Source organism: Pseudoduganella violacea, assembly GCF_014191875.1.
Classification (GTDB): Bacteria; Pseudomonadota; Gammaproteobacteria; order Burkholderiales; family Burkholderiaceae_D; genus Rugamonas; species Rugamonas violacea_A.
Window position 1 is genome coordinate 145,920 of record NZ_JACHXD010000002.1, and the last position, 25,804, is coordinate 171,723.

General features: G+C 62.2%; 21 protein-coding genes. 18 read left to right on the plus strand and 3 right to left on the minus strand.

Features of this window, described 5'->3' with window-relative positions; all coding sequences use genetic code 11:
- Positions 1-8 precede the first annotated feature (8 nt).
- Positions 9-575, minus strand: a complete 567-nt coding sequence (greB, locus tag FHS03_RS03755) for a transcription elongation factor GreB (RefSeq protein WP_183439693.1) — start codon at positions 573-575, stop codon at positions 9-11.
- Positions 576-625: 50 nt separating this feature from the next.
- Here greB and FHS03_RS03760 point away from each other — a divergent pair, with 50 nt between their 5' ends.
- From FHS03_RS03760 to FHS03_RS03770, 3 genes are all read left to right on the plus strand, one after another.
- A complete protein-coding gene (locus FHS03_RS03760; protein ID WP_183439694.1) occupies positions 626-2,116 on the plus strand; it encodes a sensor histidine kinase in 1,491 nt (496 codons plus the stop codon).
- Between the two features lie 5 nt (positions 2,117-2,121).
- A complete protein-coding gene (locus FHS03_RS03765; protein ID WP_050411964.1) occupies positions 2,122-2,769 on the plus strand; it encodes a response regulator in 648 nt (215 codons plus the stop codon).
- 140 nt (positions 2,770-2,909) lie between these two features.
- Positions 2,910-4,508: a GGDEF domain-containing protein gene (locus tag FHS03_RS03770; protein WP_183439695.1), complete on the plus strand. Its 1,599-nt coding sequence runs from the start codon at positions 2,910-2,912 to the stop codon at positions 4,506-4,508.
- Positions 4,509-4,557: 49 nt separating this feature from the next.
- Here FHS03_RS03770 and FHS03_RS03775 read toward each other — a convergent pair whose 3' ends face one another.
- Positions 4,558-5,271, minus strand: coding sequence for a PEP-CTERM sorting domain-containing protein (locus tag FHS03_RS03775; protein ID WP_183439696.1), 714 nt, complete (start codon positions 5,269-5,271; stop codon positions 4,558-4,560).
- Between the two features lie 300 nt (positions 5,272-5,571).
- Here FHS03_RS03775 and FHS03_RS28495 point away from each other — a divergent pair, with 300 nt between their 5' ends.
- The 9 genes from FHS03_RS28495 (at position 5,572) to FHS03_RS03820 (ending at position 17,665) form a co-directional block, all read left to right on the plus strand.
- Positions 5,572-9,102, plus strand: coding sequence for a calcium-binding protein (locus FHS03_RS28495; protein WP_183439697.1), 3,531 nt, complete (start codon positions 5,572-5,574; stop codon positions 9,100-9,102).
- A 329-nt stretch (positions 9,103-9,431) separates the two neighbouring features.
- Positions 9,432-10,919: a flagellin N-terminal helical domain-containing protein gene (locus tag FHS03_RS03785; RefSeq protein WP_183439698.1), complete on the plus strand. Its 1,488-nt coding sequence runs from the start codon at positions 9,432-9,434 to the stop codon at positions 10,917-10,919.
- 78 nt (positions 10,920-10,997) lie between these two features.
- A complete protein-coding gene (locus tag FHS03_RS03790; RefSeq protein ID WP_183439699.1) occupies positions 10,998-11,375 on the plus strand; it encodes a flagellar protein FlaG in 378 nt (125 codons plus the stop codon).
- 194 nt (positions 11,376-11,569) lie between these two features.
- Positions 11,570-14,239 carry a flagellar filament capping protein FliD gene (fliD, locus tag FHS03_RS03795; RefSeq protein ID WP_371871583.1) on the plus strand — a complete coding sequence of 890 codons (2,670 nt, stop codon included), beginning with the start codon at positions 11,570-11,572 and terminating at the stop codon, positions 14,237-14,239.
- 25 nt (positions 14,240-14,264) lie between these two features.
- Positions 14,265-14,705: a flagellar export chaperone FliS gene (fliS, locus tag FHS03_RS03800; protein WP_050411959.1), complete on the plus strand. Its 441-nt coding sequence runs from the start codon at positions 14,265-14,267 to the stop codon at positions 14,703-14,705.
- Between the two features lie 3 nt (positions 14,706-14,708).
- Positions 14,709-15,041, plus strand: a complete 333-nt coding sequence (locus FHS03_RS03805; RefSeq protein ID WP_229426055.1) for a flagellar protein FliT — start codon at positions 14,709-14,711, stop codon at positions 15,039-15,041.
- 8 nt (positions 15,042-15,049) lie between these two features.
- Entirely contained in the window at positions 15,050-16,489 is a 1,440-nt protein-coding gene (fliK, locus tag FHS03_RS03810; RefSeq protein ID WP_371871585.1) for a flagellar hook-length control protein FliK, read from the plus strand.
- The gene (locus FHS03_RS03815) at positions 16,479-16,904 is read left to right on the plus strand and encodes an EscU/YscU/HrcU family type III secretion system export apparatus switch protein (RefSeq protein WP_183439700.1); all 426 of its coding nucleotides are present in this window, start codon (positions 16,479-16,481) and stop codon (positions 16,902-16,904) included. The genes fliK and FHS03_RS03815 overlap by 11 nt, the downstream gene beginning before the upstream one ends.
- Positions 16,904-17,665, plus strand: a complete 762-nt coding sequence (locus FHS03_RS03820; RefSeq protein WP_183439701.1) for a flagellar brake protein — start codon at positions 16,904-16,906, stop codon at positions 17,663-17,665. Before FHS03_RS03815 ends, FHS03_RS03820 begins: the two co-directional genes overlap by 1 nt.
- Before the next feature lie 82 nt (positions 17,666-17,747).
- On the opposite strand, the gene fliE is transcribed toward FHS03_RS03820, so the two are convergent.
- Positions 17,748-18,089, minus strand: coding sequence for a flagellar hook-basal body complex protein FliE (fliE, locus tag FHS03_RS03825; RefSeq protein ID WP_183439702.1), 342 nt, complete (start codon positions 18,087-18,089; stop codon positions 17,748-17,750).
- Positions 18,090-18,352: 263 nt separating this feature from the next.
- On the opposite strand from fliE, the gene fliF reads away from it, so the two are divergent.
- The 6 genes from fliF to FHS03_RS03855 are packed head-to-tail and all read left to right on the plus strand — an operon-like array spanning position 18,353 to position 25,663.
- Positions 18,353-20,089 carry a flagellar basal-body MS-ring/collar protein FliF gene (fliF, locus tag FHS03_RS03830; protein ID WP_183439703.1) on the plus strand — a complete coding sequence of 579 codons (1,737 nt, stop codon included), beginning with the start codon at positions 18,353-18,355 and terminating at the stop codon, positions 20,087-20,089.
- The gene (fliG, locus tag FHS03_RS03835; RefSeq protein WP_183439704.1) at positions 20,082-21,080 is read left to right on the plus strand and encodes a flagellar motor switch protein FliG; all 999 of its coding nucleotides are present in this window, start codon (positions 20,082-20,084) and stop codon (positions 21,078-21,080) included. The genes fliF and fliG overlap by 8 nt, the downstream gene beginning before the upstream one ends.
- Positions 21,081-21,123: 43 nt before the next feature.
- Entirely contained in the window at positions 21,124-21,828 is a 705-nt protein-coding gene (locus FHS03_RS03840; RefSeq protein WP_183440035.1) for a flagellar assembly protein FliH, read from the plus strand.
- A gap of 1 nt (position 21,829) precedes the next feature.
- A complete protein-coding gene (fliI, locus tag FHS03_RS03845; RefSeq protein WP_371871586.1) occupies positions 21,830-23,500 on the plus strand; it encodes a flagellar protein export ATPase FliI in 1,671 nt (556 codons plus the stop codon).
- A 35-nt stretch (positions 23,501-23,535) separates the two neighbouring features.
- Positions 23,536-23,976 carry a flagellar export protein FliJ gene (gene fliJ / locus FHS03_RS03850; RefSeq protein ID WP_183439705.1) on the plus strand — a complete coding sequence of 147 codons (441 nt, stop codon included), beginning with the start codon at positions 23,536-23,538 and terminating at the stop codon, positions 23,974-23,976.
- A gap of 46 nt (positions 23,977-24,022) precedes the next feature.
- Positions 24,023-25,663, plus strand: a complete 1,641-nt coding sequence (locus FHS03_RS03855; protein ID WP_183439706.1) for a flagellar hook-length control protein FliK — start codon at positions 24,023-24,025, stop codon at positions 25,661-25,663.
- Positions 25,664-25,804 lie beyond the last annotated feature (141 nt).

Here is a 25,804-nt window from a genome sequence, read left to right on the forward strand (position 1 = left end):
GAACCGGCTCAGGCCGCGCCGGGCGCCGGGTAGCTCACTGCGAGAATTTCCAGTTCCTCCACGCCGGTGGGCGTGCGCAGGGTGACGGTGTCGCCTTCGCGCGCCTTGGTGATAGCGCGCGCGACCGGGGCGATCCAGCTGATCTTGCCATGCAACGGATCGAATTCATCGATGCCGACGATGGTGATGGTGTGTTCCTCGCCATCCGGCTTGCTATACGTGACGGTGGCGCCGAAAAAGATCTGGTCGCTGCCGTGGTGCACGCTGGGGTCGACCACGGCGGCCAGGTCGAGGCGCTTGGTCAGGAAGCGGATGCGGCGGTCGATTTCGCGCAGGCGGCGCTTGCCGTAAATGTAGTCGCCGTTTTCCGAGCGGTCGCCATTCGAGGCGGCCCAGTGCACCACTTTCACCACTTCGGGCCGCTCCACGTCGATCAGTTGCAGCAGCTCGTCCTTGATGCGCTGGTAGCCGGCTGGCGTGATGTAATTCTTGGAGCCGGGCGGGATCGGCGGCGCCTGCGGGGCGCCGTCTTCATCGTCATCGTTGTCTGTTTCTTTTACGAAAGCTTTATTCATGGGGCTATGTTTCACGTATCATCAGGCATGCTTCCCGATTGTACACATATATGACCCCCGCTTCCTCCTGCCTGGACATCCTGCTGACCGCGAGCCAGGCGGAAATCTACCTGCTCGACCCGGCCAGCCTGCGCATCGTGCAGGTCAGCGCCACCGCCTGCCGCAATAGCCGCTATGAGGCGGCGGCGCTGCGCCAACTGACGCTGCCGGCACTGGCGCCGCAGCTGGAGCGGACCGCATTCGAGGCGGCGCTGGCGCGCCGGCAGCCGCTGGCCGCGCGCCTGCGCCGCGCCGACGGCAGCGAGTACGCCGTGCAGCTTTGCCTGCAAGCGGTGCGGCATGAGGGCCAGGCCCTGATCCTGGCCATGGCCGAGGACCAATGCGCCGGCTGCACCGCCGACGATGCGCTGCGCCAGGTGCAGTCGCGCTTCGACGCCATCGTGACGCACACGCCCGGCCTGGTCTACCAGTTCGTGCTGGCGGCCGACGGCAGCGTGGCCTTCCCCTATCTGAGCGATGGCTGCCAGGCCTTGCTGGGCTTGCCGGCCGCGGCCCTGCACGCGGCGCCGCAGCGCTTTCTGGAATTGATTCTGGAAGAAGACCGCGACTCTTACCTGGACGCGATGCACGCCTCGGCCAACAGCCTGTGGAGCTGGAACTGGGAGGGCCGCATCTGGGTCGACGCCTGGAAGGACGTGAAGTGGATCAATCTGCGCTCCACGCCGCGCCTCCTGCCCGGCGGCGGCGTACAGTGGGAAGGCATCATGACGAATATCACGGAGAGCAAGCTGGAGCAGCTGGAAGTACGCCAGAGCCGCGCCCGCCTGGCCGAGCTGACCGCCCACATCGAAAAGGTCAAGGAGCAGGAGCGCACCCGCATCGCGCGCGAAATCCATGACGACCTGGGCGGCAACCTGACCGCCATCAAGATGGCCCTGGCCATGCTGGCGGCGCGCCTGCCCGAGGCGCCCGGCCCGCTGCACGAGAAGGCGGCCTATGTGGACAGCCTGGTCGACCGCACCATCGACGCCGTGCACCGCATCACGCTCGACCTGCGCCCCTCGATCCTGGACTTCGGCCTGGTGGCGGCGCTCGACTGGCAGGCGCGCGACTTCACCACCCAGGCCGGCATCGCCTGCAGCTTCCATTCGAATGTGAAGGAGCTCGACCTCGACCCCGACCAGGCCGCCGCCCTGTTCCGCATCGGCCAGGAAGCGCTGACCAATATTGCCAAACATGCCAATGCGCGCCAGGTCAGCGTCAAGCTGACGCGCACGCGCCACCAGATCAGCCTGAAAATCAGCGACGACGGCGACGGCATCCGCCAGGCCGACCGCAGCAAGCCGCAATCGTTCGGCCTGCGCGGCATGGCCGAGCGCGCCAATGCGCTGGGCGGAACGTTGACACTAAGCCACGCTCCGGGCGGCGGCACCGTGGTCGCCATTAAAATAAAACGGGAAATGGACGATGCGGCGCCCCCGGCGGGCGGCAGCGGGGCTACAATAGCAACTGTTGCCGTACCGAAATATCAAGCAAGCTGAACGATATGAGTGAAAAAGCCGTCATCAAGGTCTTCATCGCCGACGACCATGCGATCGTGCGCGAGGGGTTGAAACAGATCCTGGCCGATACCAAGGACATCGTCGTCGCCGGCGAGGCCGAGAATGGGCTGGACGCCGTCAAGCTGTTCCGCAAATCGGGCTGCCAGGTGCTGCTGCTCGACATCTCCATGCCCGACCGCAGCGGCATCGAAGTGCTGAAGCAGGTCAAGAAGGAAAAGCCGGAGCTGGCGGTGCTGATGCTGTCCATGCACCGCGAAGACCAGTACGCGATCCGTTCGCTGAAAGCCGGCGCCGCCGGCTATCTGACCAAGCAGAGCGCGCCGAAAGAGTTGGTGACGGCTATCCGCCAGGTCGCTAGCGGATTAAAATACATTAGTCCGGCACTGGCGCAAGAGCTCGCCAACCACGTGGGCGAAGACCACGAGGCGGCGCTGCACGAAAGCCTGTCCGACCGCGAATACCAGACCCTGACCATGATCGCCTCCGGCAAGACGGTGGGCACCATCGCCAAGGAACTGTCGCTGTCGGTGAAGACGGTGAGCGAATACCGCGCCCGCCTGCTGGTCAAGATGAAACTGAAAAACAGCGCCGAACTGACCCATTACGCCATCAAGAACCAGCTGATCGAATAAGCGCTGCCTTTGATTTTTGCTTAAGGTTAGATGCCCCAAAGTAAGGCCACTTCCACCCGCTAATTCCCGCATTGACGGGCGCGGCCGTGGCATATGATGCAGGCTATCGGTAAACCTTTTTGGAAGAGGCTGTACGTCAGATGTCAAAATCCCCGAATCCTGCCGGAGCGGAACAAAACCCGGCCGATATCGCGCGCGAGGCCTTCCGCCGCCTCGCCACCCGCCGGATTGCCCCGACGCCGGAAGCTTACCGCAGCATCTATAACGAGATTGCCGGCTTGCCGGACACGCCCGAGGCGCCCGCCGCCCCGCTCGGCACGGCCGCGCCGGCCGCCGACAGCGGCGCGGAAAGCATGCTCGACACCTTCGCCAGCAATCTCAGTGCCCAGGCCGGCGAGCTGGCCGACTTCGGCCGCCGCATGAACCGCGCCGTCAAGGCGCGCGACTGGGATGCCTATGCGCGCACCCTGTCGGCGCTGGCCGACCGCCCCGTCAAGCGCGGCGGCGGCATCGAAGTGGCGCCCGCGCCCGACGGCGAACAGACGCGCGTGCTGCGCGACCTCCTGAGCCGCACCCTGACCTTCGCCGTCGCCTCGCTATTGACCGGCACCCCGGCCCTGGTGGCCGAGGCCGAATCGCTGGGCGCGGCCACCAAGGAAGCGCATACCGAGGCGGCGCTGTCGGAAATCGCCGTGCGCCTCAAACAGCTGTGCTACCAGATCGAACTCAAGAGCGGCGACACGGCCGAGCAGCAGGAATTGTTGCTGCGCCTGTTCCGCCTGCTGCTGGAAAACGTCAGCGAGTTGCTGGATGACGATTCCTGGCTGCGTGGCCAGATCGACGCCGTGCAAAACCTGATCGCCGGCCCGATCGACCAGCGCGCGCTGGAAGAAGCCACGCGCAGCCTGAAGGATGTAATCTACAAGCAAAGCCAGCTCAAGCACAGCATCTCGGACGTCAAGCTGACGGTCAAGAATATGATGATGACCTTCATCGACCGCCTGGGCCAAGTGGCCGCCAGCACCGGCGACTTCCACACCAAGATCGGTGGCTATTCGGAAAAGATCAGCAAGGCCGAGAACATCACCGAGCTGAACCAGATTCTCGACGAAGTGCTGAAAGAAACGCGCATCGTGCAGAGTGAGGCGCTCAAGGCGCGCGACAATATGGTGACGGCGCGCCAGGAAGTGCAGGACGCCGAAGCGCGCATCCACGCGCTGGAGGCGAAACTGCAGCATATGAGCGAGCTGGTGCGCGAAGACCAGTTGACGGGCAGCCTGAACCGCCGCGGCCTGGACGATGTGTTCGAGCGCGAAGTGGCGCGTTCCGAGCGGCGCGGCACGCCGCTGTGCATCGCCATCCTCGACCTGGACGACTTCAAGCGCCTGAACGACACTTACGGCCACATCGCCGGCGACGGCGCGCTCAAGCACTTGGTCAAGATCGTCAAGGAAACCCTGCGCTCGATGGATGTGATCGCCCGCTTCGGCGGCGAGGAATTCCTCATCCTGCTACCGGAAACCGCGGTCGAGGCGGCCACCGCGACCATGACCCGCCTGCAGCGCGAACTGACGCGCCACTTCTTCATGCACGAGAACGAGAAACTGTTGATCACCTTCTCGGCCGGCGTCGCCCTGCGCCGCCCGAACGAGGCGCAGACCGATCTGGTCAAACGCGCCGACCAGGCCATGTACACGGCCAAGAAGACCGGCAAGAACCGGGTGGTGGTGGCGGATTAAGTGGTTCGAAAAATATGAAAGCCCGGTTTTGAACTAAACCGGGCTTTTTTTATTTCTTGCCACGATTACGGTAGCGGACGTATGCCAGTAACCCCATCCCCAGCAGCATAACGGACATCGTGGATGGCTCTGGAATCCGCGTCGACGGATTTTCCGGTTTCACATCCGGGTCGGTTGTAACGTATGTTGAGAATGCGATAGATAAATTGTTCCACGCTGTAGGCGGGTAAAAGATAGGTGTTGATCCCCGTGAAACCCGCTGATTCAGCAGCGACACGAGTGGGCGTTCAACTAAGTACACACCTGAATTTATGTAGTAGCTCTGATGTCCAAGTTCAAACGTCACCAGATCCCCAGCATTGATATGGAGATTGTATGAGGTCAAATCAAACATGGAACCCGAGGTTGGTGCGTATAGTTCAACATCCCAGGAGCCGGAATACCATCCATTAGCATTTCCAATCTTGATTTTAAGCTGGTTCGTATAGCTGCCAAACGTACCGCGCTCCCCATATATGCTCATACCCGAGAGCAATCCTGATTTCCCTACGGTGAATGTTTGTTGAAAAATATTATACGCGGTTCCTGAACCTACACCTCGGTAGGGGTTATTCGGACCAGGCGGCGCATAGGGGCTATACGGACTATGTATATCGACGACCTGAATAGGAGTAGCAAGAGCACTCACCGCAGTCAGAACAACGAATGCAGTGGTCAAAATTTGAAGCAAGCTTGATAATTTCATACCAATCTCTTTCATCATAAATAAAAATAATTCTATTTAGAAAATAAAATTTCGTCAACGAAATAAATCTACCTCTTCGTATGCCCCGTCCACCGGCACATAAAAAATAACGTATCGATGGAACTGCTTGGCCCAGCCTACTCTGCATCTCATAAACTATCATCTTGCAAGTAATTTATTTTTTGAAGTCAAAGGGCTTTCTTATTTCAAAACTATATATTGGAATGTTTAGCAATTTTAATTTCCTCAATGTAATATTTTTAATGTTTTTCAAAAAACATTGATGGAAAAACTATTACCTTCAAAAGGAATCGAAATATGCAAGCTCTGAATGCACTGGGCAGTACTCTTCCAACCGATGGCGACGACCTGCTGGAAGGCGGCGACGGCAACGACACCCTGAATGGCGGCCTGGGCAATGACACCTTGAACGGCGGCGCTGGCAATGACGTCTACGTCTTCCAACGCGGCAGCGGCCACGACACCATCCTCGAAAGTGCGGGCAGCAAGACCCTGCGCTTTACCGACCTAAGTGTGGACGAGCTCCCTGCCCTGACCCGCGTCGGCGACGATCTGATCGTCTCTTACGGCAATGGCGACAGCATCACTGTTCTCAAGCACTTCAACGGCAACCCGGTCCACCACTTTGAGTTTGCCGATGGCAAAAGCTTCACTACCGAAGAAATCCTGGCCGTCACGCCCATCCGCCTGGGCAGCGGTGACGACACGGCCGATTTCACGACCTCCTACAGCATCCAAGTGCTGGGCGGCGAAGGCAATGACAGCATCAGCGTGGTCAATGGCCACAACCGCCTGTCCGGCGAAGGCGGCAACGACCTGCTGCGTGGTGGCGAAGGCCACGACACCCTCGATGGCGGCAGCGGCAACGATACTCTGATCGGCGGCAATGGCAGCGATGTGCTGCGCGGTGGCGAAGGCCACGACAGCCTGGACGGCGGCGCCGGCAACGACCTGCTGCAAGGCGATGCCGGCAACGATACCCTGGTCGGCGACAATGGCTCCGATACGCTGGTAGGTGGCACAGGCAACGACAGTTACATCATCGGCGCCAATTCGCTGAACACGGTGATCGATAACCGCGACGGCGGCGCGGGCCATATCGATACCCTGGTCTTCCGCGACATCGACCTGTCCGCCCTGACCGACGTGAAGCGTGTGGGCGACGATATGGTCATCAACTGGGGACCGACCTGGGGGGCGCAGCACGATGTGACGGTGAAAAACATGTTCATTAATGCCGGCTATGAAATCACCCACCTGCAATTCCGCAAATCGGCCACCTCGAATGAGCTGGTGACATACACGCTCAACGATTTCCTGGCCACGCGCAAGTATGTGATGAGCACAGGGAATGACAAACCGATCTTCACTGACGCCAACGATACCATCTTAGGACAGACCGGCAACGACATCCTGACCGGGCGCGGCGGCAATGACATTCTTAACGGCGAAGGCGGCAACGATACATTGGACGGTGGCACCGGCAACGACACACTGGTTGGCGGCACCGGCAATGACACTTACGTTTTCCGTGTAGGTTCCGGCCAGGACTTGATCAATACCGCCGATCAAACCGTAGGACGGATTAAAACTATCCGCTTCACCGACGTAGCCTCAAACGAACTCACGTCTTTGGAGCGCGATGTGAATAACTTGATCATTCGCTACGGCAACAATGACAAGATTACTGTAAGTGGCCATTTCGCCTCAATCAATCAGATCGACCAGGTAAATTTCTCCGATGGTGTCAGCTTTAACCTGAGCCAACTCTATGCAAAGTATCCCATTCACCTGCTTAATTCGACGACAGGTGAAAACAAATTAAGTTTCGGGGCGACAGACGATCGCGTTTATGGCACGGATTATGCTGACATACTGTCCATGGGGGCCGGCAACGACCAAGCCTACGGCGGCGGTGGCAACGATGACTTGAAAGGTGATGACGGCAACGACACCTTGGATGGGGGAGCGGGGAAAGATACCCTCACCGGCGGAAACGGAGATGATTTGCTAATCGGCGGCGACGGCGACGACCGTATCATAGGAGACGATGGTGACGATACGATCATTGGTGGCGCCGGTAACGACGCAATATACGGCGGAAAGGGAAACAATACATTCATCACCCAGCTCGGCGCTGGCCGGGATCTAATATATACGGACGTTACTGATCACGACCATATTTCAACCATCAAATTCCTGGATGTTGCCTCCAGCGACATCAGCAAGATCACCCGAATATCATACGATGCTATTACGATTGAATATGGCATGGGAGATAGCATTACAACATCCATCTACTACAGTTCCGCCCCAGTGGGCCTCTATGAATTTACTGATAAGACCTTAACGCTGGGAGAACTTTATAAGACCTATCCAATTCATCTAAGCAAGGTGGCTGATAAATACGTAAATTTTTTCAAGTATAGCTATCATGTCCTAGCCGGCGACGGTGACGACGAAGTGAACATGGGAGCTGGCGACGACACGCTTCTGGGTGAAGACGGCAACGATACCCTGAACACATACGATGGCAATGACAGCGTTCTAGGCGGCGAAGGCAACGACTATATCAAGGCGGGCAACGGCAACGACACCATTTGCGGCGGTGCCGACAACGACACAATATTCGGAGAAGCCGGCGACGATTTGATAGTTGGCGGTGCAGGTAATGATCAGCTACGAGGCGACGGCGGCAACGATACCCTCGATGGTGGCACTGGTAACGACACGCTGGACGGCGCCGAGAGCGGCAATGACACCTATATTTTCCGCCACGGCGACGGTCAAGACCTTATCAAGCAAAACGGTGCTGCAACAGCGGCAACCATTAAGACAATTCAGTTTGAAGACGTAAAATTCAGTGACGTCACTTTGGCACGGAAGGTGGGCAACGATCTCGTCCTGACCTATGGAGACAGCGATCAACTGACACTACTGGAACACTTTACCAACGTCAACAGCCAGGTCGACGTCTTCAAGTTTGCCGACATAACGCTGACCATGGATGACTTCATCGCTCGCAGCCCCGTACTGCTAAGCGAAAAGCCAGACCAGTTCACAGGGACAGCCCGCAATGAAATTATCCGTGCGGGCTTGGGCAACGACACCATCGACGGAGGAAGCGGCGATGACATACTCTTTGGCGATGCAGGCGACGATGTCCTACTCGGAGGGCTGGGCAACGACAAAATATATGGTGGAGACAACTCCGATGGCATAGAGGGGCGCGAAGGTAATGACACCTTGTACGGCGAAAACGGCAATGACCGTCTAGATGGCGGCGCGGGGGACGATCTGGAATACGGCGGTTCCGGCAACGACAACGTTGTCGGCGGGCTGGGAAATGATCTCTTGTTCGGTGACGCGGGCAACGATACCTTGCGAGGTTCAGCTGGCAACGATACGCTGGATGGCGGCGTAGGAGATGACGTGCTGGAGGTCGGTACTGGCCTTGATCTGGTTCTGCTGCGAGCCGGTTCCGGTAAAGACACCCTGGTGCTTGGCATTCACGACAAGGCCAACATGGCCACCGTCCAGTTTGAAGGCATCCTGGCCAATGGCCTGACATCCGTGGTACGCACAGGCGATGATTTGGTCATCAGTTACGGCTCAGGGGATCAGCTCACTGCTCAAAAAGTCTTCCTGCAGCCGACCACAAACCCTTCGCAAATGCTGTTTGCGGACGGGCAGGTGCTGACACCAGCGCAGTTGCTGGCCATGTACTCCTCGCCAGCCAAAACCGCTCCCGCCAGCATCACTAATATTGTTGATATAGAAAGCGCGGGGGTAGAACTTGTGGGAATACCCGCTCTTGAAGCTGCCTAAAATATTTCCGTAGTGATAAACACGCGCGAGGAATAAGTGTCAAATAAATAAACAATTGGGGCGCTGCTACGGTAGCGCCCTCTTTCATATACAGGAAGAAAAAATATTTTTTGGGGCTAAAGTTCCCCAAAAACAGGTCGTCTAAGCGGTTATCCCTCTCGCCACTTTAGAGGGATAACAGCAGATTTTCCTCTCCAAAACACCTAAAGCTTCCCGTACGGCAACCGTTACCCAAAATAACAGCGGCTTGATCGTCTCGGAACAGCGGGGCGGGCCAAAGTGAATGAGCAGATTGCCCAACCAGTAGTACCAAGTTTTGGAGAAATACCATGGCCTCAGTTATTAACAGCAACATCGCCTCCCTGAACTCGCAACGCAACCTGACCGGTTCGCAAAACGCGCTGAACACCTCGCTGCAACGCCTGTCCTCGGGTATGCGTATCAACAGCGCTCGTGACGATGCAGCAGGCCTGGCGATTTCCGACCGGATGACCTCGCAAATTCGCGGCATGACCCAGGCAGGCCGTAACGCCAACGACGGCGTGTCCCTGGCGCAAACCGCTGAAGGCGCGCTGTCCAGCTCCGGCGACATTCTGCAACGTATCCGCGAATTGGCAGTGCAGTCGTCCACCTCTACCAACTCCGGCTCCGACCGCGCTGCACTGCAGACCGAGGTGACGCAGATGGCTGCCGAATTGAATCGTATCGCTAACACCACTGCATTCAACGGCCAAAATCTGCTGGACGGCACCATGGGTACTGCGCAGTTCCAGGTCGGCGCAGATGCTGGTCAGTTGATCTCGGCCACCGGCGCGAACTTCCAGACCAATATCTACGGCAATAACCAGATCGCCAACAACACGATGACCGCGTTTGATGGCACAAACGTTGCTAACGATACTCGTACCGGCAACTTTACGATTAATGGTCCACGTGGTTCTTCTGCCGCCATTACCGTAGCGCAGGGCGATTCGGCCAAAGCAATTGCCTCCAAAGCCAACGCCGAATCCGGCAAAACCGGTGTCTCAGCGAGTGCGATTACCGAAGTCAATCTGAAGCTGGGGCCTAGCGAGTCCTTTACTTTCGATCTGATTGGCGACAACACCACCGCCGTCAAAGTGTCCTTCGCCGTAGGCGCAGGCGCTAACGAAGCCTCGGATTTTGCAGCTGCGCTGACGGCAATCAATGCCCAGACCGCTAAAACCGGTATTACGGCAGAGTTTGACGCTAGTGCGGCCACCCCCAGCCTGAAACTGACCCATTCGGGTGGTGCCGACATCAAAGTTCAGAACACTGCTCTCCCCGCCACCCCCAACCTCGTAGCCGCCGTACAAACCTACGCTGCCGATGGCGTCACCCTGGCTGGCGCCGCGGTAAACTTGCTGGATAACGCAGCCCAAGGTGTCGGTGTTGGCCGCGTCACCTTCGACTCCAGCAGCAGCTTCTCCGTGACCGAAGGCACTGCAACCACGATGAATCTGGGTGGCACCTCGAACCTGAACTCGGTGTCGCAGCTGGATGTGAGCACCTTCAAAGGCGCGCAGCTGGCTATCAAGATTGCCGATGCAGCCCTGGCCACGGTGAATACCCAGCGCGCTTCCTTCGGTGCTCTGCAAGCGCGTTTCGCTTCGACCATCTCGAACCTGAGCGCCACGACCGAGAACTTGTCTGCTTCGCGTAGCCGTATTCAAGATACCGACTTCGCAGCGGAAACGGCCAGCCTGACCCGCGGCCAGATCCTGCAACAAGCTGGTACCGCGATGCTGGCCCAGGCGAACTCGCTGCCGAATGGCGTGTTGAGCCTGCTGCGTGGCTAATCGCTAGCGCAACAACTTAGCTAAAAGCCGGTTCCCCGCCTGGATTTCCAGTCGGGGAACTTTTCACTAGGAGGCATCATGACTATCGATTCGATCGTCCCGGCCGCCCCTGCAAGAAATGACAGACCCGTGAGCGGCGCCGAAACGGCCGCTACCCCAGCCGTCAATGGGCGCCAGCCCGCTGCGGCCGTGGAAACCGTGCAGGCCGTTAAGGCCAAAGAAGCCCCTCCTTCACAAAAGGAACTGGAAAGCGCGGTTGCGGAACTGAACAAATCAGTGCAGGCCAGTGCACAGAGCCTGGAATTTTCCATCGATACCGACAGCAAGCGGACTGTGGTTAAGATCATCGACCAGAGTACCAAGGAAATACTGCGCCAAATCCCCAGCAAGGAGGCGCTGCAGCTTGCAAAGTCGTTGGGCAGTACCAAGGGTTTGCTGATTCAGCAAGAAGCCTGAGGACTGCCGCTCCCGGCCCCGGCCGCCGTCCCTATCCGGGCGGCTGCCGGGGCTTTTTTGCATTATGCTAAAGGGGATTGCAAGCCAAACCAAACCTGTCTTGCACCTTGCAAACAAAACGGGAAAAACCCTTCTCAAGTCGCGTTTGATTCTGCCGATAATCATCTATATTATCGTTTTCTCAGGAGCAAGCTGTGGCCTCAACTTCAGGTATTAGTGCAGGTGGTGGCGCATTGGACGTCAATGCCATCGTCGACAAGCTGATGCAGTCGGAAATGCGGCCGCTGGCAAGCTACGACAAGAAAACTGCTTCGTTCCAAGCCAAGCTCAGCGCGTATGGCGCACTCAGTGGTGCTATCGGCAAATTCCAAAGCTCGCTTGGCAATCTGACTTCCGTCAGCAGTTTCAAGTCCCTCTCGACTAAGGTCGGCGATGAGACGGTTCTGACAGCCAGCGCCAGTGGCAAAGCCTCGGCCGGCAACTACAATATCAATGTCTCCCAAATGGCCCAGGCTCAGTCGCTAACCAGCAAGGGCATGGCCAGCACCACTTCGTCAGTCGGTCTGGGCGGCAAGACCACACTATTCTTCCAGTTCGGCAGCACCAGCGGCAGCTTTGGCGTCAATGCCACCAAGCTAAGCAGCACTGTGCTTTCGGGTGGCATTGGCAATGGCTCGCTGATTCTCAACGGCACAGCCATCCCCACCGACGGCAGCACCAATAGCGCACGTGCCCTAGCCGACGCCATCAATGGAAAGAGCGTCACCACCGGCGTGACCGCCACGGCCACGGCCACCACCACAGCCGACAATCTGTTCGCCGGCACAGGCGATGTTGCCACCGGCGCTGACGGTACGTATGCCCTGACCGTGGGAGGTATTCAGATCGCGGCCCAGGGCGCCAACGTGGCGGCAGGCGCCGGCGTGACGGCCGCCTCGATCGATGCGGCCCTGGCTGGCCCTGGCGCCGTAGCCACAGCCTTGGCCGATGCCAACATCACCTTTACCGGAACAGCCGCCAGCGGCGATCTGAAATTTACCCGCGCTGATGGCTCGAATATCGCCGTGACCGAAACCGTGAGCGGCAGTGTTGGTGCGGTCACAGGCGGTATCGGCAAGGCGGCCGGTAGTATCAACGGCGGCTTCCATGTGGTAGCTGGCAGCAACGTTGTGCTCTCTTCCAGCGGCGGCCAAATCAAGGTGGGGGGCACCAATCCAGCATTGGCCGGGCTGACCGCTGGTTCGAGTGGCAGCTATAACGGCGCTAGCTTTACGATGGATGCGACCCAACCGGCAATGTCGGTAGTGATCGACAACACCAACAACACCCTGCAAGGCATTCGCGACGCCATCAACAAGGCGGGCGGGGGTGTCACCGCCAGCATTATTTCGGATGGCAGCGCGGTTCCGAACCGCCTCGTACTCACGTCGACCAAGACCGGCGAAAAGTCATCGATGCGCATCACGCTGAGTGGGGAAAATGGCGACCCGCCCGATGCCGCGCTTAACGATCTGCTGGGCTATGATCCGGGTGCAGCGCAGAATATGACCCAGACAGCGGCCGCGCAGAATACCAAGCTGACGGTAAACGGGATCGACATCGCCAGCGCTAGCAATAATATTAGCGATGCAATTCAAGGCGTATCGCTGACCGTAACCAAGACCGGCACGACCAGCCTGTCTGTGAACAAAGATACGTCTACACTGAAGACCAATATCGAGGGTTTCGTCAAGGCATATAACGAGCTGAACAAGAATATCAAGGAGATGATCTCCTACGACCCGGAAACCAAGAAGGCTGGAGCCCTGCAGGCCGATGCCACGGCACAAGGGGTGCAATCGCAGCTGCGCCGTCTGCTCGGCAGTACGCTCACCGGCCAGAGCAGCGATATGAACACCCTGTCGGCGCTCGGCCTGAGCATTGATAAAACCGGCAATATGTCCCTCGACAACACCAAGCTGCAAAAAGCCATCGATCAGAACTTCAATGCCATTGTCGGCATGTTCGCGGCTATCGGCTCGGCCAGCGATTCCCAAGTGAATTTCGTCAGCTCGACGGCAGCAACCAAGCCAGGCACCTATAACCTTGATGTGACGGCCATGGCAACGCAGGGCGCCCTGACCAGCGATGCCGCACTGCCTGCCAATGTCACCATTGCAAGCAATACCATGTGGTCTGTGGCCCTGAACGACACCACACCCAGTAACACCAAAAACATTGCTAGCGTCAATATCCCCGCCGGCACCTACAGCCGCGAGGATTTGGCTAAAGTCTTGCAATCAGCCATTAATGGTATTTCATCTTTCTCGGCAGCCGGGTCGACGGTGGCGGCAAGCATCAACGCCGACGGCAAACTGGTGCTCTCCTCCGCCAAATATGGCTCGGACTCGAATATCAGCATCAGCGATGGTAGCGGTACAACGTTCAGCAGTCTGTTTGGTAGTGCCACGCCGGTCAAGGGTACGGACATCGCCGGCACCATCAACGGCCAGCCTGTTATCGGCAAGGGACAGACCATGACCGGTTCACCTGGCAGCACCATCGAAGGCCTGAAAATCGAGGTTACAGGTGGTTCAGCTGGCAGCCGCGGCACAGTCAGTTTCACTCAGGGTTATGCCTATCAATTGAATAACCTCGCCACCTCTTTCCTCGATAGCAAGGGTTTACTCGGCAGCAAGACCGAAAGCATCAATAACAGCATCAAGGACGTGGCCAAGCAGCGCCAGCGATTTGCCGATGGCTTGGAGGTAATCGAAAAACGCTACCGCGCCCAGTACTCGCGTCTCGACGCCTCACTGGCGCGGATGGCGAGCACCCAGAATTACCTGAACCAGCAGCTGGCGCAAATCGCCGCCAACCGCTGATCACAGCAACAAGAGGAGGACCATAATGTTCGGATCAACCCCACGCGGCGTCGGCGCTTATGCCAAGGTCGGACTGGAAACCAGCGTCGCCGCCGCATCGCCGCACAAGCTGATCGTGATGCTCTACGACGGCGCCCTGGTAGCCGTGATGAGCGCCCTGGCGCATATGAAATCGGGCAACCCGGCCGAGAAGGGCAAGGCGATTTCAAAGGCGATCCAGATCATCGACAATGGCTTGCGCGCCAGCCTGGACAAGGAAGCCGGCGGCCAGATCGCCGAAAGCCTGGACGCGCTGTACGAATACATGAGCGCGCGCCTGCTGACGGCCAATATCGAGAACAAGCCCGAGATCCTGGAGGAAGTGCGCGGCCTGCTGGCCGACCTGCGCGACACCTGGAACCAGATCGGCAGCAGCCCTGCGGCCCAGCCGCAGGCCCAGAACAAACCTGCTTTTGCGAGCGTGTAATCCATGACGATGACGAATCACGATGTGCTGTCGGCCTACGAGGCCATGGGCGACTTGACCGGCCGCATGCTGGCCGCCGCCGGCGCTTCCGACTGGGACGAGCTGGAGGCGCTGGAAGCGCGCGTCTCGGCCCAGGTGGCCCTGCTCAAAGCGAATGAGGCGGCCATCCAGCTGGAAGCCGAGGCGCGCGCGCGCAAGGCCGAGCTGATCAAGAAGATGCTGGACGACGACCGCCAGATCCGCGATCTGGTCATGCCCTGGATGGCCCAGTTGTCCAAGCTGATCAATAGCACCGGCACCGAGCGCCGCCTGGTCAACGCCTACGGCAGCGTCTGACCGTCGCTGTGGCCATTCCGCCGCGCATCGATGTTCCCGGCGTCCGGCCGGTCGAGACGCGGCTGCCGGCCGCGCCCGTCGGCGATGCGCGCCAGGAAGCCTTCCAGCGCTCGCTGCAGTCGCTGGTCGGGCAAACCATCAAGGGCGAGGTGCTGTCCAAGTTCAACGACGGCAGTTTCCTGGTGCGCGTGGCCAACACCAATGCGCGCATGATGTTGCCGGCCGGCGTAGAACTGGGCGCCGAACTGCCGCTGACGGTGATGTCAGCCAATCCCCGCCCCACCTTCCAGGTCGGCACGCAAAGCGGCCAACAGGCCGTGCTCTACAGCGAAAGCGGCCAGTTGCCGGCCGATGCCGATGCCCTGCCCTCGCAAACCAATCCAGCGCTGAGCGGCCGCTTGCCCTCCCAGCCGGGCACGGGCGGCGCCCAGCCTGGCGCCACGCCGACACCGGGCAACGCCGGGGCTACCACACCGCAGACGGCCGTCAATACGCCACCCAATCCGGCCACGGGACAAGCTACCCTGCCCAATGCGGCGGCCAGCCTGGCGCAAACGGCGGCCGGCGCGGCAGCCAATGCAGCGGCCGGCGTCCCGGGCCAGATCGCCGGTGCCGCGCCTGGCGCGGCCGCCCCGGCCGAAGGCGCGCGGCCACAAAGCCTGGCTGCCACGCTGCTCAGCAAGGCCCCGCTGACGCCGGCCGAGCAGTTGCCGGCGCTGGACCGCAATACCCTGCCCGCCACCCTCAGCCCTGCCGCGCGCGCCATCGCCAATGTCCTGGTGAATGCCTACACGGCGCCGGGCGTGCCCGCCACCATCAATGGCAAGGTGCCGCTGGTGCCAGGCGGCGCGCCCGACACGGCCCAGCTCAGCAAGCAGTTGCAGGACGCGCTCGGCAAGAGCGGCTTGTTCTATGAATCCCATGTGGCCGAGTGGGCCGAAGGCAAGCGCAGCCTGCAAGACTTGGCGCGCGAGCCGCAGATGCAACGCTTCACCCAGGCCGCCGCGCAATCGGCGGCCGAGACGGCGGCGCGCGCGCTGAACGGCCCCGACCTGTCAGCCGCGCAGATGATCAACCAGCAACTACATGCCCACGAGCAGCAGCGCGTGCTGTGGCAGGGCGAAGCCTGGCCGGGCCAGGCCATGCAATGGGAGGTGCGGCGCGACGAGCGTGAAGGCCGCCAGCAACAAGGCGGGCGCGACGAGGACTCACGCGAGCCGGTGTGGCGCAGCGGCGTGCGCTTCCGCTTCCCGCGCCTGGGCGCGCTGGCGGCCAGCGTCACCATCGTCGGCGAGCAGGTGCATATCGCCGTGCAATCCGATTCGGACGGCACGGTCAGCACCTTGCGCGCCTGGGCCGGCCAGTTGCAGCAGGCGATGGAGGCGGCCGGCGCGCCGCTGGCCTCGCTGACCATCGGCGGCGAGGGTGGAGGCGGCGATGGCCAATGAGAACAAGCCGCGCCTGCCCTTGCCGGTCAATGCCGTGGACAAGAGCGCCCGCCCCACCCTGCCCACGGCCAGCGCCGAGCAGGATGGCCGCCGCCCACTGCAAAGCGCGGTGGCCCTGGCTTACCGCGAAGGCGAGTCCGCGCCCAAGGTGGTGGCCAAGGGCCGCGGCCTGGTGGCCGAGCAGATTATCGCCGTGGCCGCCGAGCACGGCGTCTTCGTGCACGAATCGAAGGAGCTGGTGTCGCTGCTGATGGACGTCGACCTCGACGGCCAGATCCCGCCCCTGCTCTACCGGACAATTGCGGAACTTTTGGCCTGGCTTTATCATATTGAAGAGGCGCAAAAAGCGGGCCAGCCACTTCCACCGGCGCCCGACACCAGCGCTCCCCTTACCGAACCCACTGGTGGACATTGATGCACTCATACCTTCAGGACGCCGACCTGGAAAACTGGCACGATTTCGAAGTGGAATCGCGCAAGGAGATCCTCAACCTGCTGCGCGGCATCGGCGAGAAAAATCAGCTGATCCGCATGCTGGTGCGCGGCGAAGCCGACGTCTGCGTGACCTCGATCCTGGAAGTCGATGCCGACAACAATGCCGTCATCCTCGACTGCTCGGTCAATCCCGAGCAAAACGCGCGCATCCTGGCCGCGCCCGCCATCTCGTATGAAACCACGCTGGACAAGATCCGCATCCTGTTCCGCAGCGAACGCGCGGAAAGCTGCGTGTATGAAGGCAGTCCGGCGTTCAAGATCGCCCTGCCGGCCAGCCTGATCCGCCTGCAGCGGCGCGAGTTCTACCGCATGAATACGCCGGTCGGCAATCCGGTGCGCGTGCTGATCCCCTTCCCGGCCGAATTCGGTGGCGGCGCCAACAGCTTCCCGCTGGCCGACATCAGCTGCGGCGGTATTGCCATCCTCGACAACAAGCTCTTGCTGGGCGAAGCCATCGGCCGCGAGTATGCCGACTGCCGCATCGAGCTGCCCGAAATCGGCCAGATCACCACCGGCCTGCAGGTGCGCAACTGCACCGACCTCACCCTGCTCAACAACAAAACCAACCGCCGCCTCGGCTGCCAATTCACCGACATCCCGCGCAGCGCGCTCAACGCCGTGCAGCGCTACATCACCAAGCTCGAGCGCGAACGCAACGCCCGCATCGCCGGCCTGGCCTAACGCAAACAGCCGAGCGCGTGTCCGCTTGGGGTCAGCCCCCAAGCGGACACGCGCTCGGCTGTAGCGCCTTAGCTGTCGCGCCTTAGACTTGCATATTCATGATGTCGTGGTAGGCGGAGACGAGCTTGTTGCGCACCTGGACCGTGGCCTGGAAGTTGATGCTGGCTTTCTGCATCGAAACCATGACGTCGGACAGGTTGACGCTGTCGTCGCCCATCTGGAAGCGCTTGCTGAGCGCTTCGGATTTATTTTGGCTGGTGGCGACCGCGTCCAAGGCGCCTTTCAGCGCGTCGGAGAAGTCGACCTTGGTGGCCGGCTTTTCGGTCTGGATGGCCGGCGGGGTGGCTTGCGGCCGCGTGGCCGCCGCCTTCAATTGGGCGATCATGGCCTGGATCTGGCTGCTGTCGATGCCGCCTGTTCTCATTTTGCTGGACTCCTTGTGTTGTTGCTATAGCCAAACAACCGGGGACAGTCCCGTGTTGCCGCGCTACAATATGTCCCTGGATGCAGGGTCAGGGTGCCAGAATACCAACAGCCCCAGCGGCGCGCCGCCTGGAGCAGCAGGGGAAACGGCCTTCTGTTCCCGCGATTGAAGCGCGCCCGCGTGGCCAATAATGTGCACACTGCCCTTTCTCCCGTGACGGGGCGCCCACCAACCAGACGCTTTCCAAGCCTTCGGAACCTAATATGGCCGCAGCCGCCGAACAACTTGATATCGATGCCCCGGCAGACGCCCCTCCGCCCGAGGAGAAGCCGCCGTTTCTGCAGACGCCCATGGGCAGGAACCTGGTGCGCGGCGGCGCCGTGGCCGGTTTCCTGGCCCTGCTGCTGATCCTCTACCTGTGGAACAAGGCGCCCGAGTACAAGGTGCTGTTCTCCAATTTCACCGACCGCGACGGCGGCGCCATCACGGCCGCGCTCGACCAGATGAACGTCAAGCACAAGTTCTCGGAAAACGGCCAGGCCATCCTGGTGCCGACCGAGCAGGTGCATGATGTGCGCCTGAAGCTGGCGGCCCAGGGCTTGCCCAAGGGCGGCAATGTCGGCTTTGAGCTGATGGAAAACCAGAAGCTGGGCGTGTCGCAATTCCTGGAACAGGTCAATTACCAGCGCGCGCTGGAAGGCGAGCTGGCGCGTTCGATCCAGTCGCTGGCCGCCGTCGACGCGGCGCGCGTGCACCTGGCCCTGCCCAAGCCTTCCGTCTTCGTGCGCGAGCAGCAGAAGCCAACCGCCTCGGTGCTGCTCAACCTGCACCCCAACCGCATGATCGATCCGCAGCAGGTGAGCGCCATCGTGCACCTGGTCGCGTCCAGCGTGCCCGAACTGCAGCCGGCGAATGTGACCGTGGTCGACCAGGCCGGCAATCTGGTGTCCGATACCAATAAGAACGGCAACGCGGCCGGCAACGCCAAGAACCTCGACGCGTCCCAGCTCAAGTATGTGCAGGAATTACAGCGCCAGATCACCAAGCAGGTCGAATCGATCGTCTTGCCCATCGTGGGCGAAGGCAATGTGCGCGCCGAGGCCGTGGCCGACGTCGATTTCGCCCAAATCGAGCAGGCCGCCGAAAGCTATAAGCCGAACTCGCCGCCGGCCGCTTCGGCCATCCGCAGCCAACAGAGCAGCGAGACCAATGGCAACGGCAATGCCAATCCGAACGGCATTCCCGGCGCGCTGTCGAACCAACCGCCCGGCACGGCCACCGCGCCCCTGACCCAGAACCCGCCCGGCACCGCGCCGGCGCCCGGCCAGGTGCCCAGCGGCGCGGCCGGCGCCAACAGCCCCTCGCACAAGGAATCGACCACCAATTACGAGGTCGACAAGACGGTGCGCTATGAGCAAAAGAATATGGCGGGCCTGAAGCGCATGACCGTGGCCGTGGTCGTCAACTACCGCCGCCTCGTCGACGCCAAGACCGGCAAGGTCACGATCAAGCCCTACACGCCCGAGGAAATGGCCAAGATCAACAGCCTGGTGCGCGAAGCCATGGGCTTCAGCCAGGAGCGCGGCGACTCGGTCAGCGTGGCCAACGCCCCGTTCGACGGCGTGGACAAGGATGCGCCGCCGGCACTAGACTGGTGGCGCGATCCGGCCAATCTGCCGCTGCTGGGCGATCTGGTCAAATTCCTGATCGTGGCCCTGGTGCTGCTCTACATCCTGTTGCGCATCGTGCGCCCGATGATGCGCCCCGTGTTCAAGAAGATCGACGAAATCAACAAGCCCGAGCCGGAACCGGAAGAGCCGGTGGTCGAGGAGCCGACCGGCCCGTCGCCGGACGAAATCCTGGCCGCCGAACTGGCGGCCCTGGAAGAGAATACCGCGCGGACTTACCGCGACAACCTGGCCCTGGCCAAGAAACTGGCCAACGACGATCCGCGCATCGTCGCCAACGTCATCAAGGATTGGATAGGCGCAAATGACTGAGAATACCGGCTTGCAAAAGGCCGCCATCCTGATGCTGGCGATGGGCGAGGCCGAGGCCGCCGAGGTGATGAAATTCCTCGGCCCGCGCGAAGTGCTCAAGCTGGGCGCGGCCATGGCCACCATGAAAAACGTGCCGCATGAGCAGGTGGTGGCCACGCTCGACGATTTCCGCGACCATGTGGCGGCCGCCTCCACCGTGGGCCTCGATTCGGACGAGTACATCCGCCAGGTGCTGACCAAGGCGCTGGGCGACGACAAGGCCTCGGTGCTGCTGTCGCGCATCCTGGGCGGCAAGGACGCGTCCGGCATCGAAAGCTTGAAGTGGATGGATTCGCAGTCGGTGGCCGAACTGATCCGCAACGAGCACCCGCAGATCATCGCCACCATCCTGGTCCACCTGGAACGCGACCAGGCTTGCGAGATTCTCGGCCATTTCACCGACCGCCTGCGCAACGACGCCGTGCTGCGCATCGCCACCCTGGACGGCGTGCAGCCGGCCGCGCTGCGCGAACTGAACGATGTGCTGACCAAGCTGCTGTCGGGTAATGAAAACATCAAGAAATCGACGCTGGGCGGCATCCGCACGGCGGCTGAGATCCTGAACTTCATGAGCGGCGAGCAGGAAAGCTCGGTCATGGACAATATCAAGAACTACGACAACGATATGGCGCAGAAGATCATGGACGAGATGTTCGTGTTCGACAACCTGATCGATGTCGAGGACCGCGGCATCCAGCTGCTGCTGCGCGAAGTGCAGTCGGAAATGCTGATCATCGCGCTGAAGGGCGCGTCGCAGGAGCTGCGCGACAAGGTGTTCCGCAATATGTCGGCGCGCGCCTCGGAAATGATGCGCGAAGACCTCGAATCGAAAGGCCCGGTGCGCCTGTCGGAAGTGGAAACCCAGCAGAAGCAGATTCTGCAGATTGTGCGGCGCCTGGCCGACGAAGGCCAGATCGTCCTAGGCGGCAAAGGCGAGGATTCGTTTGTCTGATATTTTTTCCAAACAGCCCCAGCCGGCGTTCCAGCGCTGGGAAATGAAATCCTTCGGCGACAACCGCCCCAGCACGCTGGCGGCGCGGCAAGCCCAGCAGGAGGAAGAGGAGCGCCTGGCGCGCGAGCAGGCGGCCCTGGCCGAAGCCCAGGCGGCCGAGGAAGCGGCCATGTATGCCGAGCCGGAGCAGCATCCCGACTACCCCACCGAGGAAGAACTCGACGCCATCCGCGAGGAAGCGCGCCAGCAGGGTTATGAGGCCGGTTACGCGGCCGGCCATGCCGACGGCCAGGCCCAGGCCTTGGACGAGGCGCGCGAGGCCACCGCCAAGACCTTGGAGCCGGTGGCCGAGATCGCCGGCAATTTCAGCACCGCGCTGCGCGAGGCCGACCAGCTGATCGCCAACGAGGTGCTGGAACTGGCCCTGCATCTGGCCAAGGGCATGCTCAAAACCGCCCTGCCGGCCAAGCCGGAACTGATCCTGCCCATCGTGCGCGACGCCATCCAGTACCTGCCGGTGCTGCAGCCGCCCGCCATCCTGGCCCTCAATCCCGAGGACGCGCAAGTGGTGCGCGACGGTTTGGGCGAGGAGCTGGAAAAAGATGGCTGGAGCGTGATCGAAGACCCGAGCATCGGCCGCGGCGGTTGCAAGATCGATACCGCCAGCAACCAGATCGACGCCCAGGCGGCCTCGCGCTGGCAGCGCTTGACCCATGCGCTGGGCAAGGATCTGAACTGGCTGGACTGAGATGGACTTGCCCGCCTCTTCCCCCGCCAAACCCGGCGATCCGGCCGGCCTGTCCCAGGCCAATGCCGACGCCATGGCCGACCTGGCCGCCGCCATGGCCGAACTCGACGCCGAATTCGACGAACCGGCGGCACGGCACGCCGACGCCGCTGACGGCGCGCTGGCCGAGGACAGCGATCTGGACGGCGACAGCGGCCTGGACGGCGACACGAACAGCGGCGCGGACGGGATCGACGACGCGGCCCCGGCCCGCGCGCCGCGCGCCCCGGTCGATACCGGCAGCGCCCAGGGCCACGCCGGCCGCTGGCGCGCCTACCTCAACGATTGCGCCGTGCTCAGCGATTTCGTCGAACCGATGCAGGTCTCGGGCCGCGTCACGCGCGTGGCCGGCCTGGTGATGGAAGCGGTCGGCCTGCGCCTGGCCGTGGGCGCGGCCTGCACCGTGCCCCTGCCCAGCGGCGGCAAGGTCGAAGCCGAAGTGGTCGGTTTCGAGGGCGAACGCCTGTTCCTGATGCCGCAAAGCGATGTCGAAGGCATCGTGCCGGGCACCCGCGTCTTCCCGGTCGAGCAGACCATTCCGCGTCCGGGCAGCGTCAGCCACCCGCGCCGCCGCCCGAGCGACCGCGCGCGCCACCTGCCGGTGGGACCGGAACTGCTGGGCCGCGTGCTCGACGGCGCCGGCCGCCCGCTCGACAATCTCGGTCCCATCCAGACCACCGACAGCGCGCCCATCAATGTGCGCCCGGCCAATCCGCTGGGCCGCGCGCCCATCGTGGAAACCCTGGATGTGGGCGTGCGCTGCATCAACGCCATGCTGACCGTGGGCCGCGGCCAGCGCATGGGCCTGTTCGCCGGTTCCGGCGTCGGCAAGTCCGTGCTGCTGGGCATGATGGCGCGCTATACCGAGGCCGACATCATCGTGGTCGGCCTGATCGGCGAACGGGGCCGCGAGGTCAAGGAATTCATCGAACAGATCCTGGGCGAGGAAGGCTTGGCGCGCTCGGTGGTGGTGGCGGCCCCGGCCGACACGCCGCCGCTGATGCGCATGCAGGGCGCGGCCTATGCCACCGCCATTGCCGAGCATTTCCGCGACAAGGGCCAGAACGTGCTGCTGATCATGGATTCGCTGACGCGCTACGCCATGGCCCAGCGCGAAATCGCGCTGGCCATCGGCGAGCCGCCGGCCACCAAGGGCTATCCGCCCTCGGTCTTCGCCAAGCTGCCGGTGCTGGTCGAACGCGCCGGCAACGGCCAGCTCGGCGGCGGCTCGATCACCGCCTTCTACACCGTGCTGACCGAGGGCGACGACCAGCAAGACCCGATCGCCGACTCGGCGCGCGCCATTCTCGACGGCCACATCGTGCTCAACCGCCGTCTGGCCGAGGCCGGCCACTACCCGGCCATCGATATCGAACAGTCGATCAGCCGCGCCATGCACTCGATCACCTCGCACGAGCACCAGAACGAGGCGCGCCACCTGAAGCAGCTGTTCTCGCGCTATGAACGCAGCCGCGACCTGATCGCCGTCGGCGCTTACACGCCCGGCACCGACCCGGTGCTGGACCAGGCCATCGGCTTGCATGACAAGATCGAGCATTTTTTACAACAGCAGATCACCGAGCGCGTCGATATGGGCCAGAGCTTGGGGCAACTTACCGCTCTATTCGATTGATTGCCGCGACCGCCAGAAGCCTATAATTGACGATCATGGCCTCGCAAACCCAATTGGAAACCCTGATCGATCTGGCGCGCCGCGAAACCGACGACGCGGCCAAGCGCCTGGGCGCGGCCTTGAAAGCGGCCAGCGAGGCCGAGGAAAAGCTGAACATGCTGCTCGGCTACCGCGACGAATACGGCAAGCGTTTCGATGAAACCCAGCAGCTAGGCATCACGCCCATGGCTTACCGCAATTTCCAGGCTTTCATGGCGAAACTGGATACCGCGATCCAGGGCCAGCGCGACATCGTTGTGCATATGCAGCAGCGCGGCGCGCAGGAGAAAAGCAGTTGGCAGGCGGCCGAACGCAAACGCATGTCCTACTCCACCTTGCGCGACCGGGCCGTGGCCCAGCAGCAGAAGGTGGACGCCAAGCGCGACCAGAAGGCCATGGACGAACACGCGTCCCGGCAAGCATATTTCAAGCGCTGAGATGAGCTCGGCGCCCAACCGGCGGCATTAACCAGACGGCTTTATCATGCAGACACCGATCACCACCAATCCCTTCCTGGCCCCGGCTTCCGGCATGACGCCGCCCAAGCAGCCGCCCGGCGGCAGCTCCGATGATCTGTTCCGCAGCACGCTGGCGCGCCAGATGGAGCAGCGCCAGCCGGCGCCCATGACGCCCGCCCCGGCCACGCCGACGGCACGCCCGGCCCAGGTCCAGCCGCCGCGTCCGGCGCCCACCGCGAACAGCACCGCGCCAGCCAAACCGGCCCAGCCAGCGCCAAACGCGCAGAACAGCCCGAATACGCAAAACGCCCAAGCCACCCAGGACAGCGCGCCCGCCAAGCCGCAGAACCAGGGCAACAGCGCCAGCCAGGCCGACGCCGGTCCGGCCAGCACTCCGGCGTCGACGGCCGGCAGCGCCGCCGGCGCCAAAGAGAGCACGGAAGACGGCACGAAGGTCGTCAGCGCCGAAGATGCCGCCGCCCAACTGCTGGCCATGATGGCCAGCCTGAACGGCCAGAGCGCCGCGCCGGCCGCCGATAGCGCCGCGACCGCAGCGGCGGCAGCGGCCCAGGCGGCTGCGGCGGAAGCGGCCGCCAAAGCGGCCCAAAACGGTAACGCCAGCGCCGTCGCCAGCTCGGACGGCAGCGCCCAGGCGGCGGCCGGCGCGGACGCCGCGACGCTGGCCGCCCTCAGCGCCAGCGCCGCCGATGCCGCAGCCGACAAAGCCGGCGCGCTCGCCATCGACCCCGCCTTGGCACGCAGCGCCGCCGCAGGCAAGGCCGACAGCGCGGAGCAAGCCCTGCCAGCGGATTTCAGCGCCAGCCTGGCCCAGGCCAAGGCCGCGCCCGCCCCGCAGGGCGGCGCCCACGCCGCCAGCGGCGGCGAACTGGCCGAAGCCATGGCCAGCCTGAACCAGGCCAGCACGCCGGAAGCCAAGGCGGGCGATGCCGCCGCCGACGCCACGACCGAACTCAGCGATACGGCTGGCGAACCGGCCGTGCGCGCCCGTCCGGGCAGCGAAGCGCCGCAGGGCGCCGCCGCCCCGGCCCTGGGCGCGGCCCAGGCCAAGGTCGACGACATCAGCCGTGGCGTGCGCAGCCAGAATACCCAGGGCGAAGTGATGACGGTGCAGCGCGAGAGCGCGCCCGCGCCCCAAGCCATGCCCGCCATGGCCCAGACCGGCCAAGCCACGCTGCAGGCGGCCAATGCCGTCGCCAGCAACCAGCTGCAGGCGCGTGTCGGCAGTCAGGCCTGGGACCAGCAACTGGGCCAGAAAGTGGTGTGGATGGCGGCCGGCGGCGAGCAAAGCGCTTCGCTGACCTTGAATCCGCCCGATCTGGGACCGCTGCAAGTGGTGCTGAGCATTTCCAACGACCAGGCCAGCGCCAGCTTCACGGCGGCCCAGCCGGAAGTGCGCCAGGCGCTGGAAAACGCCCTGCCCAAGCTGCGCGATATGATGAATGAAGCGGGCATCCAGCTCGGCAACGCCACCGTCTCGGCCGGCAGCCAGGAACAGCAGGAAGCCTTCGCCCGCCAGGCCGGCGGCAACCGGGGTCAGGGCGGCCGCGGCGCCGGTGCGGGCACGGCTGGCGACGATGGCGCAGCGGTCGCGGCGGCCCCGCAGCGCGTGCGCAGTGGCCTTGGTGTGGTCGATACCTTTGCTTAAATCGGACGGCGGCGCGCGCCGCCGCCCTATTCGCTTGCCCTCAAGTTACAATACCGCAAAGAAACACCCAGATTCGCCCTCTGTTCCGCCGATCCCGGTGGACTGCGATTGCGGATAATGGGACATAATGTCGGCATAGCC